Genomic DNA, 14,603 nt, shown 5'->3' with positions numbered 1-14,603 from the left:
CTACTCCACCTCAGCGTCGATCGGCGTCGCAGCTTCATGGTCGAGCTTGGGCGTGCGCTTGAACGTCGATTTACGCCCGCGCAGAGTCTGGAGGATCTTCGCGCCATTGGCGAAGGCGAGATAGATCATCAGCGGCGGAATCGACGCGACCGTTTTCACAAAATCGGCGAGGGTCCCGCGCTTGAGCGCCAGATAGGGCGGCAGCGTGATGCCGAGCGCCACCAGGACCGTCATGAGTCCGATGATCTCCAACATCCCGGCGAAGGGCGCGAGCGATCCGTGCAGGATCACGCCAAGGAAGAAGGCGATGAGTCCGATGGCGGCTGTGGGGAAGAAAATCTGATGAGCGATCAGCGAGATCGCCATCACGCGGCGCGTCAGGCTCCATGGCGAACGCCAGATCGGCAGGACGGTCTTTTGCGCGACCTGCACGAATCCGTTCGACCATCGCCTTTGCTGGCGGCGGAAATCGCGGATTCCCTCCGGCACCTGACCGGGAATCGGCGGCTCCGAGACAAACAGCCCATGCCATCCCTGGAGCGCCGCGCGCACGGTGAGGTCAAGGTCCTCGCACAGCGAATAGTCGGACCAGCCGCCGGCGTCCTCGACCGTCGCGCGTCGCCAAATTCCGCCGGTGCCGTTGAATTGAAAGAGCCAGCCGGCATGCGCGCGTGAGCGCTGTTCGACGAGATAATGGCCGTCCTGCACGAGGCCCTGGGCGCGCGTCAGCCAGTTTTTCTCGAAATTCTGGAACTCGCAGCGCGACTGCACGAAGCCGATGCGATCATCGGTCAAAAAAAGCGGGACCGTTCGCTTCAGCCAATTGGGCGGCGGACGGAAGTCGGCGTCGAGCATTGCGATGAAGGGCTCGTCCGTCAGCGTGAGGCCATGCGCGCAGGCGCCCGCCTTGAAGCCCGAGCGATCGGCGCGCCGCACATGGTCGATCACGGCGCCGCCGATGCGAAGCTCCGCCGCCACTACGTCTGCCCGCGCGCTTGTCTCGTCCGTCGAATCGTCGAGAAGCTGGATGCGCAGCCTGTCCTTGGGCCAGTCGAGAAGCGCGACGCAGCGCAACGACTGCTCGGTGACGAGCGGCTCGTTGAAAACGGGGATCTGAAGCACGACCCGCGGCAGATCCGCGTCAGGGATGGCAGGCGCTTCGGGATCGCGCACGCCGCGCAGCTGGTCGTAACAGAAGCGGCCGATGACGATCAGATAGCCGATTCCGATCGCTACCAGGATTGAAGCGCAGACCATCGCGACCGCGTCGACGAGGAATTGAAAAAGCCCCAGCACCAAACGGCCTATCCTTCTTCGTGCGGAACCGGCGAGGGCTTCGCCCCGGCGCGCGCGTTCACGCTGTCCCTCGCCCAAACCACCTGGTCAGTGACCCAGGCGTTCAACCAGACCGCCAGCATCGTCGCCTCGCGGACCACAAACACCGCGGGCGCGGCCCACGATAACTGCCATCCTTTGGCCACAGAAAGCAATGTCTCAAGCGCAAACCACAGCATAAGCGTCGCCGACGCGGCTACAATTGGCGCGATCCCGACGAGCGGCGCCGCGAGCGCCGAAGCGATAACTGCTGGAACTGCTTGGCATATTGGCTCGGCGAGGAAGGAGATGAGCTCATCGCTGCGGCGAACGACGCTCCAGCGCAATTGCCGCTGATAAACATCGTCGAACGCGCGCGCGCCGAGCTCCTGGCGCACAAGCCTGTGAGAAAAGACCGGCCGTTTGCCGATCCGCCGCATCGCCTTGGCCAAGGCGTTATCTTCGCCGACCGTATGGGAAATCGCGTCAAAGCCTCCCGCGCGCAGGAAGTCCGACCGTCGAAACAACATGATTTTGCCGACGCCATGCCCCTGTCCCAGCGCCGAGGCGAGAAACAGAATGCGGGCATGCGGACCGTTAATGATCGCTGCCTCGACATGCGCGGCGAAATTCTCGAGTCGCGCGCAATACGGAATGGCGCAGACGAGCCCGACGTCGTCCGTCAGCTGCCTGACGTGCTGCGCCAGCGCGTCCGGCTCAAGCAGCACATTGGCGTCCTTCATCAGTATGACGTCATGCGTCGCCTGCATGAACGGCGCATAAAGATTATCGACCTTCGGACTGACGGCGAATTTCGCTGTCGAACGCAGGATGCGCGAAGGCACAGACGGGTGGCGCGCGAGAATGGCGCGCATGCGCTGGACGGCCGGTCCATCGACCTCGGTTGCGGAGACGGTCACGTCGAAATCACGGTACTGCTGCGTCAGCGCGGACTCTTGCGTGCGGTCGAACTGGTCCTCGAGCATCTTGACGGGAAGGACCACGGAGATCGGCGGCTGGTCTTGGCGCGTGGCGCGGCGCGCGGCGAGCCAGGGCTGCGCGATCGTCGCCGCGACAGAGACGACAAGCAAAACGACGGCGATCATCCAATAGCCGCCTGCGGCCCAAGTAAGGACGGTGTAGGCCGTCACGAATTCTCCCGTTCCGGCGTCTCCGGCACTTCGGCGGGAAACTGGCGCATGACGCCGTCGACGAGCGCCGCCGGCAAGAGGGAGAAGAGGCGCATCGCCCAATACATGTAACGCGGAAAGGCGATGACGTTGCGGCGGCGGTCCAGCCCGTTCTTGATGATGCGCGCGGCTTCTCCGTCGGACATGGCGCTGGGCTGCCAGGATTCGACGCCCGCCGACGCCGATGTCTTTAGGAGAGTGTGCGCCGAAAGGGGCGTCTTCACGATGGTGCGCGCCGACATGGGCGTCTTCACATACCCGGGCACGATCAGCGCGACATGCACGCCATGGGCCGCGAGTTGGGCGCGCAGGGAGTCGGCCCACATGTGCACGCACGCCTTCGCCGCACAATAGGCCGGCGAATGCGGGAGCGCGCGCACCCCGGCCATCGACCCGACAATAGCGATTCTGCCGCTCTTACGGGCGCACATCGGCAGAATCGCCGGCTCGACCGTGTTGAAGACGCCCTCGACATTGATCTTGAGCATTGCTCGGACCGCCTCGGGCGTTTCGAGAAGCTGGCTGGGCGAAAGGCCCGTCGCGACGCCGGCATTGGCGACAAGAATGTCGATCGGGCGTTGTTCATGCGCAGACTGAACGATGCACGCCATCGCTTCGCGATCCCGCACATCGGCGACGTGAGTCTCCGCCTCTTCTGCGCCGGCTGCGAGACAGGCGCGCGCAGCGGCATCGAGGCGCTCGGCGTCGCGGCCAAGCAAGACAAGGCTCGCGCCTTCGTGCGCATAGGCGAGCGCCAAGGCGCGCCCTATGCCGCTTGAGGCGCCGGTGATAAGAACCCGAACAGCGCTTTTAGCCATACGCGCGCCCCGCCCCACGGCGCAGCCGATCATTCATGTGGCCGGCCTCGGCCGCAAGGTCGCTTCGCCGACGATGCCCGGCGCCCGCGCCGCGCCATAGGCCACCAGACGGACGAAAATCTCGTTTTCGGTGGCGCGCAGCACGCGGCCCGACAGCCTGACGGTCTCGCCGCGCAGGATCGGCTGCACGAACTTCCCGGCTATGGAGGAGATGACGAGGTCGCCGCGCCAGGCCCTCAGCATCGGTTCAAACGCGGCCAGGAGCTTCATGCCATGCACCGGCGGCGCGGCAAGCCCGATCGCCGCCGCCACGGCGTCGTCGAGATGCAATGGATTTGCGTCGCCAGAGACCTCGGCGTAGCGCGTAAGCGAAGGCGCGTCGAATGGGCCAATGACGGTCTCCGGCAGTTTGTCGCCGACCTTGATGGGATCGCTCATGACGCGCTCCCAAATCCCGCGCGCGGCACGAGCCGCAATATGGTTTCGATTCGTGCGCAAGGCTCCCCTTGGGGCGTTGCGACTGTCCCGACCATCGTCAGACGCGGCGGTTCTTCCTCGCTGCTCATGGTGACGCTCAAGTCGTAACTCTCGCCCGCGACGAGGGGCGCGTCATAGGAAAAGCTCTGAGACTCATGCACGGGCACGACGTCGCGCTTCGCGCAGACGTCGCGCACAACGGAAAATAGCGAAGGCTCGGCGAGCCAGACCGCTGGATAGGCGAGCGGAACGCTCGCGCCGTCGCCGCCGGTTTCTTGCGCATAGGCCGCGGCGCGCGCCGGATCGACGCGCAACCGGAAAGGCCCAAGCGCCAGCGGCGGCTCAGGCTGCATGACGCACGATCAACACGGCGTTGATCCCTCCGAAAGCGAAGGAGTTCGACATGGCGGCGTCGATCTTGTGCTTGCGCGCCGCATTCGGGACGACATCAAGCGGGCACCTGGGATCGGGCTCCAGAAAATTGATCGTCGGCGGCGCGATCTGTTCGCGAAGCGCGTGTATCGTGATGGCGAGCTCCAAGCTGCCGCTGGCGCCGAGCGCGTGACCGTGAATAGGTTTCGTGGACGAAACCGGCACGACCCGTCCATAATCGCCGAACACGCGCAGAATCGCTTCGGCCTCGGTGATGTCGTTGGCGTGGGTCGCGGTGCCGTGCGCGTTGACGTAATGAATCTCCTGCGGAGCCATTCCCGCGTCTTCGAGCGCCAGGGCGATCGCGTTCGACGCGCCTTCAAGATCCGGCCGCACGGGGTCCTTGGCGTCGCTCGTCGTGCCGTAGCCGGCGAGTTCGCATAGGGGCGCGTGGCCGCGCGCTCGCGCCGCCTCCTCCGTTTCCAGGACGAAAACCGCCGCGCCTTCGCCAAGCGACATGCCGTTGCGGCCCTTGGAGAAGGGGCGGCACAAATTCGGGCTCAGCACGCGAAGGCCTTCCCACGCGCGGATCGTCGCGTTGATGACGCAGGCCTCGGCGCCGCCGACGATGGCCTTGTCCACCAGGCCCTGGCGGATCATCTGCATGCCAAGTCCGATCGACTGCGTCGCCGAGGAGCAGGCGCTGCCGATCGAGAATGTCGGGCCGTGGCACGAAAAGCGCATCCCCAGGGTCGCAGGCGCCGCGCTCGGGATGAGCTTGGGAACGCTCAACATCTCGGGCCGCGTGCCTTCGACGTAATAGCGGTAGATGCCGTCCTCGATCGTCGTCATGCCGCCGATGCCGGAGCCGATGATGACGGCCGTTCTCGGCCCGGCGACGTCCTTGCGTCCGAAGCCTGCCTGCGCCACCGCTTCGTCGGCGGCGACGATGCAGAACTGCGTAAAGGGATCGCAGAACGGAAGAACGTTGGGTTCGATATAGTCGGCGGGATTGAAGTCGGGCACCTGCGCCGCGATCTTGATGCGCCCGTCATAAGGGCGCTCTGTCTTGAGCGGCCGTACTTGGGCGACGCCGCCGCGCGCCGCTTCCCAAAGCTTTTGCGCGCCGACTCCAGAGGCGCAGACCGCGCCCATGCCAGAAATAACGACGCGGCGCCCCTCGGCCCGCGCTCGCGAGAATGCCATTTACTGCTTCTCGCGCTCTTTCTGGATGTGGTCCGCGATCGCCTCGATCAGACTTTTGACGTCTTTGGCTTCCTGCAGCGACCCGTCCATGGGGATGTAGACGTTGAACTTCTCCTCCAGCGCCGTGAGAATCATAACGATGTCGACGGATTTGAGGTCGAGGCTCTCGATTGACGCGTCGGGGGTGATCTTGCTTTTGTCGACCATGCCTTCCGACGCGATCACTTCGATGATCTCGTCGACGAGCTGATTCTTGTCCTGCGGATTATCCGTCACGAATCCCTCCGTTTCAGGCTCTTCGCCGCCGACGACAACTCGCGCGCGAGCGCGACGCATTGACGCGGCGGCGCCGATCCGACGCCTTAATTCCGGGCGCGTGGCCAGAACCGCCCGCCTCTGGCTCTTCCGCTCCAGCGCCCTTTTTCCCGCCCTCGGGCGCAGTCGGCACTGGTTAAGGCGTTTGGCCTCGAAAATAAAGCCCGCCGCGCTCTCCGCGGATTTGCAGTGGCCGGGCGGAGCGCTTCATGCGAAAACGCCGCCCGAAACAACGGAGGGCGACAGCGAACATGACGGGACAGGAGACGGCGCTGGCGGGGGTCTTTCCGCAGGCCACCGACGCGCAGTGGCGCGTCCTCGTTGAGCGGGCGCTCAAAGGCGCGTCCTTCGAAACGCTCGTCTCCAAGAGCTATGACGGGCTTTCTATTGACCCCATCTACGCCCGCGCCGCGGGTTCGCCCGTCCCGGTCCTGCGCAAAAACCCCGGCCGCTGGGCGATTCTCGCGCGCGTCGACGTTCCCAACGCTGACGTCGCCAATCGCTTGGCTCTGCAGGACCTCGACGGCGGCGCCGACGGATTGCATCTCGTTTTCGCCGGCTCGATCGGCGCCTACGGCGGGGGGCTCGTCGGCGACGACGATGACGCAATCGCTCACGCGCTCGCCAATGTTCGCCTCGACTACGGCATTCCGCTGACGCTCGACTTTTCGCCGCGCGCGCCTGGCGCCGCGCAGGCGCTCATGCGCTTCGTCGACCGCCAACATATTGAACCGTCGCTCACCCGCGTCTCGATGGGCTTCGATCCGCTGGGGGCGCAGGCGCGCCACGGATTCGCTGCGCAGCCCTGGCCACAAGTCTCCCGGAGCTTCGCGCACGAGGTGAAGGCGGCCGCCGACGCCGGCTTCGTTTACGCGACCGCCGTCGCCGACGCCCGCGTCGTGCATTCGGCGGGCGGGACCGAGTCGCAGGAGCTGGCTTTCGCGCTTTCTTCCGGGCTCGCCTATCTACGTGCGCTGGCGGACGCCGGAGTCGACCTCGATTCGGCGCGCGATCTGATCGCGTTCCGATTCTGCGCCGACGCCGACGAATTGCTTGGCGTCGCGAAATTCCGCGCCGCGCGGCGCCTTTGGGCGCGCGTTGAAGAGGCCTGCGGCCTCTCTCCCAAGCCGGCGCTGGTCTTCGCCGAAACAGCCTGGCGGATGATGTCGCGGCGTGACCCGTGGAACAATATTTTGCGTGGGACGCTCGCCGCGTTCTCGGCGGCGATCGGCGGCGCCGACGCCGTCTCCGTCCTCCCCTTCACCCAGGCGCTCGGCGCCCCTGACGAATTCGCGCGGCGGCTGGCGCGAGACACCCAGCTCGTGCTGCAGGACGAATCCCATATCGACGCCGTCGACGATCCAACGAGCGGCGCGGGCGGCTTCGAGGCGCTGACAGACGCGCTGTGCGCGGGGGCGTGGGGGCTTTTTCAGCAGATCGAGGCGGAAGGCGGCCTTCCCAAAGCGTTGGAGACGGGAGCCTTTCAGTCGCGAGTCGCCGAAGCCGCCGCGTTGCGGGCGAAGAACGTCGCGCGCGCCAAGGATAAGCTCATCGGCGCAAACCAGTTTCCCGACATTCACGAGGGCGCGCTCGACGTTCTCGCGCCCTATGACGCTTCGGCTGAAACCATTGAGCCGCCAAAAGGCGCGCGAAAGAGCGCTCCGCTTGCGCCAAGCCGTCTCGCCGAGCCCTTCGAGCGGCTGCGTGAAGAGTCGGATGAGCGCCTCGCCGAGTTGGGCGTTCGCCCGAAGATTTTCCTCGCAAATCTCGGCCCCGTCGCGGCATTCACCGCGCGAGCGAATTTCGCCAAGAATTTTTTCGAGGCCGGCGGCGTCGAAGCGGTTTTTGGGCCTGAAACCGAGTCCACGACCGAATTGGTCGACGCCTACCGGGAGTGTGGCGCCAAACTCGCTTGCCTCTGTTCGTCCGACAGGATCTACGGAGACTCGGCGGAAACGGCGGCGCTGGCGCTAAAGGGCGCAGGCGCTGGGCTTTATCTGGCCGGCCGGCCGGGCGACCTCGAGGAGCGTCTGCGCCATGCGGGCGTGACGGAGTTTATCTACGCAGGCTGCGACATGCACGGCGCGCTGCGACGCGCGCTTTCGGAGGCCAAATGAGAATTCTAGCGTTGGCGCTTGCGGTCTGCGTAGCGGCCCAGGGAGCGTCCGCCAAGCAGCCGCGGGGCCAAAAGGCGCAGCCGGACAACGAACGAGCGCTGACCGGCCCGGTCGGCGATCCAAACGGCAGATGGAACATCGAAGCGACGACGACCGTCGGGGAGTGTCGCAGTCTCATTCCGCCGTCTTTTGATATCGTCGGCAATAAAATCGCGGCCGCGCCGGGGCCGGCTGCCTCATTTTGGGGCTATGTCGACGAGGAAGGCACAATCGTGGCGCGATTCACCGGCGAGAGCGAGCGGGTCGTGCGCTTCCACGGAACGCTACGGGGCGGCAGGGGCTCCGGCCCTTGGTCATCGTCGACCGACCTTTGCGGCGGAACCTGGCGCGCCTCGCGCAGCGACGCTGCGGCGCAATAGCGCCGCGCTTACCGGGGACGCTCCTCGAAGTAGCTGTCGTCGTCGCTGGGGAACAGCCCTTCGCCGCGCATCGGACGCGCCGCCTGCACGACCGTCGGGGCCGCCGAATCGGCGCCGGCAGAGCGCAGCCCGAGCCCGTCCCGCTGGTAGATGTCTTCGCGGAACTGGGTGACGCCGTCCGGCGCCGCCCACGCGGTGATATAGACCCAGTAGACCGGCACGGCGGGCGTGATCTTGACGTCCACGCGTTCGCCGGAGGCAATGACCTCGTCAATGTGGTCGCGGTCCCAGCCGGGCGTCTCCTTCAGGAGCCAGGCGACATAGTCGCGAACGTTCTGAAGCCGGATGCAGCCCGAAGAAACGAAGCGGAAGTCGTCGCCAAAAACGCCTTTAGCGGGCGTGTCGTGCATGTAAACGCCGTAGGGGTTGGCGATGTCGATGCGCACGACGCCAAGCGAGTTGAAATCCCCGCCGATGTCCTGGCGGAAGCGGAAATTGAGCGCGTCGAGCGAACGCCAATTGATCTGCTCGGGCTGTAGCTCCTGATTGTCCTTGCCGTAGACGCGGATGTGATTGGCGTTGAGATAGTTTGGATCCGCCTGCATCTTGGGGATCAAATCCTTGCGGATCACCGACGCCGGCACGGTCCAGAACGGATTGAAGTTGACCTGGATCGCCTTGGTCTGCATCACCGGCGACTGGCGGTCGATCTTGCCGACGCCGGCCATGTGATGGGTGACGACCTCGCCGTTCTCGACTGTCTCCACCGAAGCGGCCGGGATGTTGGCGGTGACGTAGCGGTTGCCGAGGTCGTGCGAAAAACTGCGCAGACGCACCAGATTGGTCTCGAGCTGCCTTAGCCGGGTCTCAGCCGGCACATTCAACGCCTGAACGGTCTGCTGATTGACGACGCCGGTCGGAATGATGCCGTGGCGCGCCTGGAACCGGCGCACCGCCGCTTCGACATAGGAGTCGAACACCGGGCTCGCGCCGGTTTCGGCCCCAATGTCGCCGGAGACGACCAGGCGGCGGCGTAACGCAGAGACCACTGGACTGTTCGAGCCCAGCCGCAGCTGTTGACCGGCCGGCACCTGCGGCCAGCCGCCTTCGGCGGCGATTTCGCGCAAACGCTCGATCGCCGCTTCGGTGGCGGCCACCGTATGAGTCGAAAGTATGGGGGTCGTCGAGCGCGAGACGGTCAGGCGGGCGTCGGCGTCATAGCGCTGCGCCCACTCGGCCTGTCCGTCCTGGTCCCAGGCGGCTGACGCGGGCGTGAGAGCGACCGCGCCAAGGACGAGCGCGGCGCAGCGGGCAAACTGGAAAATTGCGGATTCTCGCACAGATCGCTCCAATCGCATCGCCGAAGTGTGCTCCGGCGGTCAAGCCGAAAGACGACGCCGCCTGGAGGACCGCGCCGGCGCTTTCGATCGAGTTGTGCATCTTCGGCGTTAACAAGGCGCGAATAGTCCGGCGATTTTGTGGCCTGCCGGGGCTAGTCCACGCGGACCCAGCCGCTCATGCCCAGTCGCTCTTGAGGCAGGAAGCGCGACTTATATTCCATCTTGCGCGAACCTTCGACCCAATAGCCCAGGTACACATGCGGCAGACCAAAGGCGCGGGCGCGCTCCGCATGGTCCAGAATCATGAAGGCCCCGAGCGACCTGTGCTCGAGTTCAGGCTCATAGAAGGAATAGACCATCGACAGCCCGTCGGAGAGCCGGTCCGTCAAGCAGCAGGCGACGAGCGCGCCGATCTCGCCATTGCCTTGGGCGAGACGATATTCGACGAGCCGCGTGTCGACGTGGCTGTCTTCGATCATCATCTGATAGTCGATCATGCTCATGTCGGCCATGCCGCCGTCGGAATGGCGGGCGCTGACGTAGCGGCGAAACAAAGCGTATTGCTCAGGCGTCGCCCGCGCCGGGCGTGTTTCGGCGACAAGCTCGGCGTTACGCCGGCGGATGCGCCGCATGCCGCGCGACGGCGTGAACTCGTCGATCTTGACTCGCACCGACACGCAGGCTCGGCACTGCTCGCAAGCGGGGCGGTAGGCGATGGTCTGCGAGCGACGGAAGCCGGATTGCGTCAGCGTGTCATTGAGCGCGGGCGCGCGCAGCCCGATCAGATGCGTGAAGACCTTCCGCTCCTCGCGACCCGGCAGATAGGGGCACGGCGCCGGAGAGGTCAGATAGAATTGCGGCGCGTCGCGCGGCTCTTTCGTCACGCTCTAAGATCCCAGATCCACAACTAATCTAGAGCGCCCAGGTGGCGTGCGCCAAGGGAGATTTGCGGCGTCGAAGTTGCGGATTTTAAGACGACCGCCGTAAAACGATGACGTCCGCGAGCATGTCGTGCAGGCAGCGCTTGTCGCCTGCAAACAGCGAAACGAGCAGCAGCGGCGGGAATAGCCAGGTGACATAAAACAGCACGGCATGGACGGCCGCCTGCAGAAACGGCACCGGGTCTCCGTCCATGGTGCGCATCTCCAGGTCCATGAACGCCATGCCGGGAGTCGCCATTCTCCGCCCCGACACCGTCAGACCATTGTAGAAAAAGGCGACGATCGGGAACAGCGGCGGCAGGATGAATGCAGACAATCCGGCGCTGAGGATGAAGAGAGCGACGAACAACGCCGCCGACATGCCCGCGACAAGAATCAGATCGAGCGTGACGGCGATGATGCGGCGCGTCCGCACGCCCTCCAGCGCCTGTGGCGGAATGTAAGGCGCGGCGCGCGCCCCAATTGGGGCCATTGGGCGCTCGCGACTGGAAAAGGGATCCCGCTCGGTCATCAATTTAAGGCCTTTCTGGTGGCCCGCCAAAGATCGGCGACCTTAAGGCCGGTTTCAAGTGCGCCGCACGGGGTGCGGAATTCGGGGATTAGTGGCGCCGCCGCCTTGACGAGCGCCGCCGGTTTGTCGCAAGGCTCCCGCCCAGCCGGCGCGCGCCCCGCCCGCCCGGAGCAGCCTCGGGAATTGCACATGACCAGCAACGCCGTCGACGGCGGACATTTGCGCGCCTTCATCGAGCGGATCGAGAAGCTCGAGGAGGAAAAGCGTGCGATCAGCGACGACATCAAGGACGTCTACGCGGAAGCGAAAGGAACCGGCTTCGACCCCAAGGTGATGCGCAAGATCGTGTCGATACGCCGTTTGGATAAGCACAAGCGGCAGGAAGAGGAGGAAATCCTCGACCTCTATCTTTCCGCGCTCGGCATGGAATAGGCTCAATCAAACCCAAAGCGGACTGGCCGCGGGGGACGGTTCGCCTCATGATGGCGTCAGTGGGCGCGAGTTCCGAGACTCCACATGGATTTTGGCGCGCAAGATGAAGTCGTGCGCTTTCTCGCCTCGCTCGAGGGCGGCGCGGAGCGAATCGTCACGACTCACATTTCCGTCGTCGCGCTCTGCGGAACGCACGCCTATAAGCTGAAGAAGGCGGTGGTCTTCTCCTATCTCGACTTCTCGACGCCGAGTCGCCGATGGGAGATGTGCGAGCGTGAAGCGATGCTCAATAAAAGCTTCGCGCCCGAACTTTATCTCGGCGCGCATCGCGTGACCCGCGAGAGGGATGGGCGTCTGGCGCTCGACGGCGCGGGCGAGATGATTGACGCCGTGGTCGTCATGCGGCGCTTCGCCGACGAAGACCTCTTCGAGCAGATTGCGAAGAAGGATGGCCGCCTGACGCCCGCGATGGTGGAGGCTCTGGCGCGTCGAGTCGCCAAGACCCATGACGAGGCGGCGCCGGACTATAACAAGGGCGGCGCGGCGGCGATGCGCCGAACGCTGAACGACACGGCCTTGAGCTTGCGCAACGCGGCGGCTGCAAGCGCGGAGCACATCGATACGCTTGTCGCGCGCCTCAACGGAGTCCTCGACGCGCAAGGCGCGCTTCTCGACGCACGCAAGGCGCGGGGCAAGGTGCGCCGCTGCCATGGCGATCTGACGCTGCGCAACATCTGTCTGTTCGAGGGCGCGCCGACGCTCTTCGACTGCCTCGAGTTCGATGACGAAATCGCGACGATCGACGTGCTGTATGACGTCAGCTTCCTGCTGATGGATCTCTGGCGCGTTGGCGCCTTTGGATGCTCCAATCTGGCGTTGAACCGCTATCTCGACGCCCGCGACGAAACTGATGGCCTGCCGCTTCTTCCCTTCTTCATGTCGCTGCGCGCCGCCATACGCGCGCATGTCGAGGCGTCGCAACAAAACGCCGAACGCGCGCGCCTCTATTTCGATCTCGCGATGACTCTGCTTGCGCCGGCCAAAACCGCCGTCATTGCGATCGGAGGTCTCAGCGGGTCAGGGAAGTCGAGCGTCGCCGCGGCGCTTGCGCCCGTCGTCGGATGTCCGCCCGGCGCGCGCGTCATCAACAGCGATCGCATTCGCAAGCGGCTCTTCGGCGTCGCGCCGACGGCGCGTCTTCCGCAAGAGGCCTACGCCAGCGCCGTTTCGGCGCAGGTTTATGGCGAGATGTTCGACGTCGCGGCGCGAACGGCCGCGCTCGGCTGGCCCGTCATCGTCGACGCCGTCTTCGACCGTTTTCAAGATCGCGAAGCGATAAAAGCTGCGGCCGAAGGCGCGCAGGCGCTCTTCTTTGGGGCCTGGCTCGATCTCGATCTAGACCGGCGCGCGGCGCGCGTCGATGCGCGCGTCAACGACGTGTCCGACGCCACGCGCGACGTGCTTGAAACGCAGATGGAAAAAGCGACGGGCGAGATCGAGTGGCTCCAGATCGACGCCTCGAAAGATACGGCGACCATCGCCGCCCAAATAGGAAAGGCTTTCGAGTTCCGCCACGCGTCAACCTCGCAGGAATGATGCAGGCGTGATGCGTCGTCATTGCGAGCCGAAGGCGAAGCAATCCAGAATCGCGCAGCAACGCTTCGGCGCTGTCGCGTCCCCCAATGAGGGAAACATGTCGAAGCCTCATGCAACGCTGTCCTACGGAATGAGCACCGCGGCGCCTTGCAGCCGACCCTCGCGCAGATCGGCGAGCGCCTCATTCGCCCGCGCCAGCGGATAGCGCGTCGCATACATTTCCAGAGGAATCGTCGGCGCGAGCGCAAGGAACTCGCGCGCGTCTTCGCGCGTGAGATTGGCGACCGAAAGCAGTCGACGCTCCTCCCAAAGCAGCGCGTAAGGAAAGCTCGGAATGTCGCTCATGTGAATGCCGCCGCACACGACCGCGCCGCCTTTCTTCGTCGCGGCGAGCGCGCGTGGAATGAGCGCGCCGACCGGCGCAAAGATCAGCGCGGCGTCGAGCTTCTCCCGCGCCGGCGCGTCTGAGTCTTGCGCCGAGGCCGCGCCGAGCGAGAGCGCGAATTCCGCCGCCGCCTGATCGCCCGGCCGCACAAATGCATGAACGCGCTTGCCTTCCGCAATCGCAACCTGAGCAATGATGTGGGCGGCGGCGCCGAAGCCGTAGATGCCGATCGCTTCCGCCGGACCCGCCATCTTCAGCGTGCGCCAGCCGATGAGCCCCGCGCACAGCAGCGGCGCGAGCGTCGCCGGATCGCCGGTCTCGGGCAGCGGGAAACAGTAGGACGCGTCGGCGATCGTATGGGTGGCGTAGCCGCCATCGCGCGTATATCCGGTGAAGAGCGGATCGTCGCACAGATTTTCGCGCGCGCTCAGACAGTAGGGGCAATGCCCGCAGCTATGGCCAAGCCAGGGAACGCCGACCCGCTGTCCAAGCGAGAAACCGGTCACGCGAGGACCGATCGCCTCGACGCGCCCGACGATTTCATGGCCTGGAACGATCGGAAGCTTCGGCTGGGTCAGTTCGCCGTCGACGACATGGAGATCGGTGCGACAAACGCCGCACGCCTCGATCTTGAGCCGCACTTCGCCGACGCCGGGCGACGGGATCGGCCGCTCTTCCATGACGAGCGGCGCGTGGGGCCGCGGCAGGACCATGGCTTTCATGATCTCAGTCATCGGAGAGGCTTGCTTAGCGAGATGCGGCTGTGGCCCGGCGGAAAATCCGCGATTTCGCCCACGCGCGCGAAGCCGAGCCTCTCATAGAATGCGGCGACGCGTTTTTCGAATGTGTCGATATAGACGCCGACGCAACCACGATCCCGGGCGAGGCGCTCCGCCTCCCCCATCAGCCGGGCGCCGAGGCCCTGGCCGCGCCGCGACTCCGCCACCCAGAGATGGCGCACATAGGCCCATCGCCAATGGATGAGGCCATTGACCCCGCCGATCAGCGCGCCATCTTCCCCGCGCGCCAGAATGGAGAAAGCCGTTTCGTCCCGCACGCCGAACCGTTCGCCAAGCGCCGCGCCGAGACGCGCCGAAAGCTCCGCTGATTCCGCCGTTTCGATCGACAGAGCGAGCTTCTCAATCTCGATGCTTTTGGCCATGGTCTTGC

16 protein-coding genes are annotated in these 14,603 nt (G+C 65.2%); 4 read left to right on the top strand and 12 right to left on the bottom strand.

Annotated elements, in window-relative coordinates; translation table 11 throughout:
- From ACR65W_RS16115 to ACR65W_RS16085, 7 genes are read right to left on the bottom strand one after another with little or no spacing between them, the layout of a single operon-like run.
- On the bottom strand, window positions 1-1,296 hold the full coding sequence (locus ACR65W_RS16115) for a glycosyltransferase family 2 protein (protein WP_434500024.1): 1,296 nt from the start codon (window positions 1,294-1,296) through the stop codon (window positions 1-3).
- An 8-nt stretch (window positions 1,297-1,304) separates the two neighbouring features.
- Window positions 1,305-2,465 carry a glycosyltransferase gene (locus ACR65W_RS16110; RefSeq protein ID WP_434500023.1) on the bottom strand — a complete coding sequence of 387 codons (1,161 nt, stop codon included), beginning with the start codon at window positions 2,463-2,465 and terminating at the stop codon, window positions 1,305-1,307.
- Window positions 2,462-3,322, bottom strand: coding sequence for an SDR family NAD(P)-dependent oxidoreductase (locus tag ACR65W_RS16105; protein ID WP_434500022.1), 861 nt, complete (start codon window positions 3,320-3,322; stop codon window positions 2,462-2,464). The genes ACR65W_RS16110 and ACR65W_RS16105 overlap by 4 nt, the downstream gene beginning before the upstream one ends.
- Before the next feature lie 33 nt (window positions 3,323-3,355).
- Window positions 3,356-3,760, bottom strand: coding sequence for a MaoC family dehydratase (locus ACR65W_RS16100; protein WP_434500021.1), 405 nt, complete (start codon window positions 3,758-3,760; stop codon window positions 3,356-3,358).
- A complete protein-coding gene (locus ACR65W_RS16095) occupies window positions 3,757-4,152 on the bottom strand; it encodes a hypothetical protein (protein WP_434500020.1) in 396 nt (131 codons plus the stop codon). The genes ACR65W_RS16100 and ACR65W_RS16095 overlap by 4 nt, the downstream gene beginning before the upstream one ends.
- Window positions 4,142-5,377, bottom strand: coding sequence for a beta-ketoacyl-[acyl-carrier-protein] synthase family protein (locus tag ACR65W_RS16090; RefSeq protein ID WP_434500019.1), 1,236 nt, complete (start codon window positions 5,375-5,377; stop codon window positions 4,142-4,144). The genes ACR65W_RS16095 and ACR65W_RS16090 overlap by 11 nt, the downstream gene beginning before the upstream one ends.
- Complete coding sequence (locus ACR65W_RS16085; RefSeq protein WP_014890237.1) at window positions 5,378-5,653, bottom strand: acyl carrier protein; 276 nt, start codon at window positions 5,651-5,653, stop codon at window positions 5,378-5,380. It abuts the gene before it with no gap.
- Window positions 5,654-5,943: 290 nt separating this feature from the next.
- On the opposite strand from ACR65W_RS16085, the gene ACR65W_RS16080 reads away from it, so the two are divergent.
- Window positions 5,944-7,809, top strand: coding sequence for a methylmalonyl-CoA mutase family protein (locus ACR65W_RS16080; protein WP_434500018.1), 1,866 nt, complete (start codon window positions 5,944-5,946; stop codon window positions 7,807-7,809).
- On the top strand, window positions 7,806-8,228 hold the full coding sequence (locus tag ACR65W_RS16075) for a hypothetical protein (RefSeq protein WP_434500017.1): 423 nt from the start codon (window positions 7,806-7,808) through the stop codon (window positions 8,226-8,228). Before ACR65W_RS16080 ends, ACR65W_RS16075 begins: the two co-directional genes overlap by 4 nt.
- 8 nt (window positions 8,229-8,236) lie before the next feature.
- On the opposite strand, the gene ACR65W_RS16070 is transcribed toward ACR65W_RS16075, so the two are convergent.
- From ACR65W_RS16070 to ACR65W_RS16060, 3 genes are all read right to left on the bottom strand, one after another.
- On the bottom strand, window positions 8,237-9,586 hold the full coding sequence (locus tag ACR65W_RS16070; protein WP_434500016.1) for a L,D-transpeptidase family protein: 1,350 nt from the start codon (window positions 9,584-9,586) through the stop codon (window positions 8,237-8,239).
- 134 nt (window positions 9,587-9,720) lie between these two features.
- Window positions 9,721-10,452 (bottom strand): arginyltransferase, encoded by a 732-nt coding sequence (locus ACR65W_RS16065; RefSeq protein WP_175092672.1) that lies wholly within the window; start codon window positions 10,450-10,452, stop codon window positions 9,721-9,723.
- An 85-nt stretch (window positions 10,453-10,537) separates the two neighbouring features.
- Window positions 10,538-10,981, bottom strand: a complete 444-nt coding sequence (locus ACR65W_RS16060) for an RDD family protein (protein WP_434500015.1) — start codon at window positions 10,979-10,981, stop codon at window positions 10,538-10,540.
- 228 nt (window positions 10,982-11,209) lie between these two features.
- On the opposite strand from ACR65W_RS16060, the gene ACR65W_RS16055 reads away from it, so the two are divergent.
- Together ACR65W_RS16055 and ACR65W_RS16050 are read left to right on the top strand one after the other, a co-directional pair.
- On the top strand, window positions 11,210-11,452 hold the full coding sequence (locus tag ACR65W_RS16055) for a DUF2312 domain-containing protein (RefSeq protein WP_205788961.1): 243 nt from the start codon (window positions 11,210-11,212) through the stop codon (window positions 11,450-11,452).
- An 84-nt stretch (window positions 11,453-11,536) separates the two neighbouring features.
- The gene (locus ACR65W_RS16050; protein ID WP_434500014.1) at window positions 11,537-13,048 is read left to right on the top strand and encodes an AAA family ATPase; all 1,512 of its coding nucleotides are present in this window, start codon (window positions 11,537-11,539) and stop codon (window positions 13,046-13,048) included.
- A 123-nt stretch (window positions 13,049-13,171) separates the two neighbouring features.
- Here ACR65W_RS16050 and ACR65W_RS16045 read toward each other — a convergent pair whose 3' ends face one another.
- Window positions 13,172-14,155, bottom strand: a complete 984-nt coding sequence (locus ACR65W_RS16045; RefSeq protein WP_434500052.1) for a zinc-dependent alcohol dehydrogenase family protein — start codon at window positions 14,153-14,155, stop codon at window positions 13,172-13,174.
- A gap of 8 nt (window positions 14,156-14,163) precedes the next feature.
- Complete coding sequence (locus tag ACR65W_RS16040; protein ID WP_434500013.1) at window positions 14,164-14,595, bottom strand: GNAT family N-acetyltransferase; 432 nt, start codon at window positions 14,593-14,595, stop codon at window positions 14,164-14,166.
- Window positions 14,596-14,603: the final 8 nt, after the last annotated feature.

It is taken from the genome of Methylocystis sp. (assembly GCF_051062815.1).
In the GTDB taxonomy this organism is placed as follows: domain Bacteria; phylum Pseudomonadota; class Alphaproteobacteria; order Rhizobiales; family Beijerinckiaceae; genus Methylocystis.
The sequence above is the reverse complement of the archived record's forward strand: the minus strand, read 5'-3'. Positions and strand labels throughout refer to the sequence as shown.

Bases quoted from the DNA above. Each gene is read 5' to 3' on its own strand.
- ACR65W_RS16100 (WP_434500021.1), bottom strand. From the start codon at position 3,760: ATGAGCGATCCCATCAAGGTCGGCGACAAACTGCCGGAGACCGTCATT.
- ACR65W_RS16050 (WP_434500014.1), top strand. From the start codon at position 11,537: ATGGATTTTGGCGCGCAAGATGAAGTCGTGCGCTTTCTCGCCTCGCTC.
- ACR65W_RS16090 (WP_434500019.1), bottom strand. From the start codon at position 5,377: ATGGCATTCTCGCGAGCGCGGGCCGAGGGGCGCCGCGTCGTTATTTCT.
- ACR65W_RS16055 (WP_205788961.1), top strand. From the start codon at position 11,210: ATGACCAGCAACGCCGTCGACGGCGGACATTTGCGCGCCTTCATCGAG.
- ACR65W_RS16070 (WP_434500016.1), bottom strand. From the start codon at position 9,586: ATGCGATTGGAGCGATCTGTGCGAGAATCCGCAATTTTCCAGTTTGCC.
- ACR65W_RS16040 (WP_434500013.1), bottom strand. From the start codon at position 14,595: ATGGCCAAAAGCATCGAGATTGAGAAGCTCGCTCTGTCGATCGAAACG.
- ACR65W_RS16075 (WP_434500017.1), top strand. From the start codon at position 7,806: ATGAGAATTCTAGCGTTGGCGCTTGCGGTCTGCGTAGCGGCCCAGGGA.
- ACR65W_RS16080 (WP_434500018.1), top strand. From the start codon at position 5,944: ATGACGGGACAGGAGACGGCGCTGGCGGGGGTCTTTCCGCAGGCCACC.
- ACR65W_RS16060 (WP_434500015.1), bottom strand. From the start codon at position 10,981: ATGGCCCCAATTGGGGCGCGCGCCGCGCCTTACATTCCGCCACAGGCG.
- ACR65W_RS16095 (WP_434500020.1), bottom strand. From the start codon at position 4,152: ATGCAGCCTGAGCCGCCGCTGGCGCTTGGGCCTTTCCGGTTGCGCGTC.
- ACR65W_RS16045 (WP_434500052.1), bottom strand. From the start codon at position 14,155: ATGAAAGCCATGGTCCTGCCGCGGCCCCACGCGCCGCTCGTCATGGAA.
- ACR65W_RS16105 (WP_434500022.1), bottom strand. From the start codon at position 3,322: ATGGCTAAAAGCGCTGTTCGGGTTCTTATCACCGGCGCCTCAAGCGGC.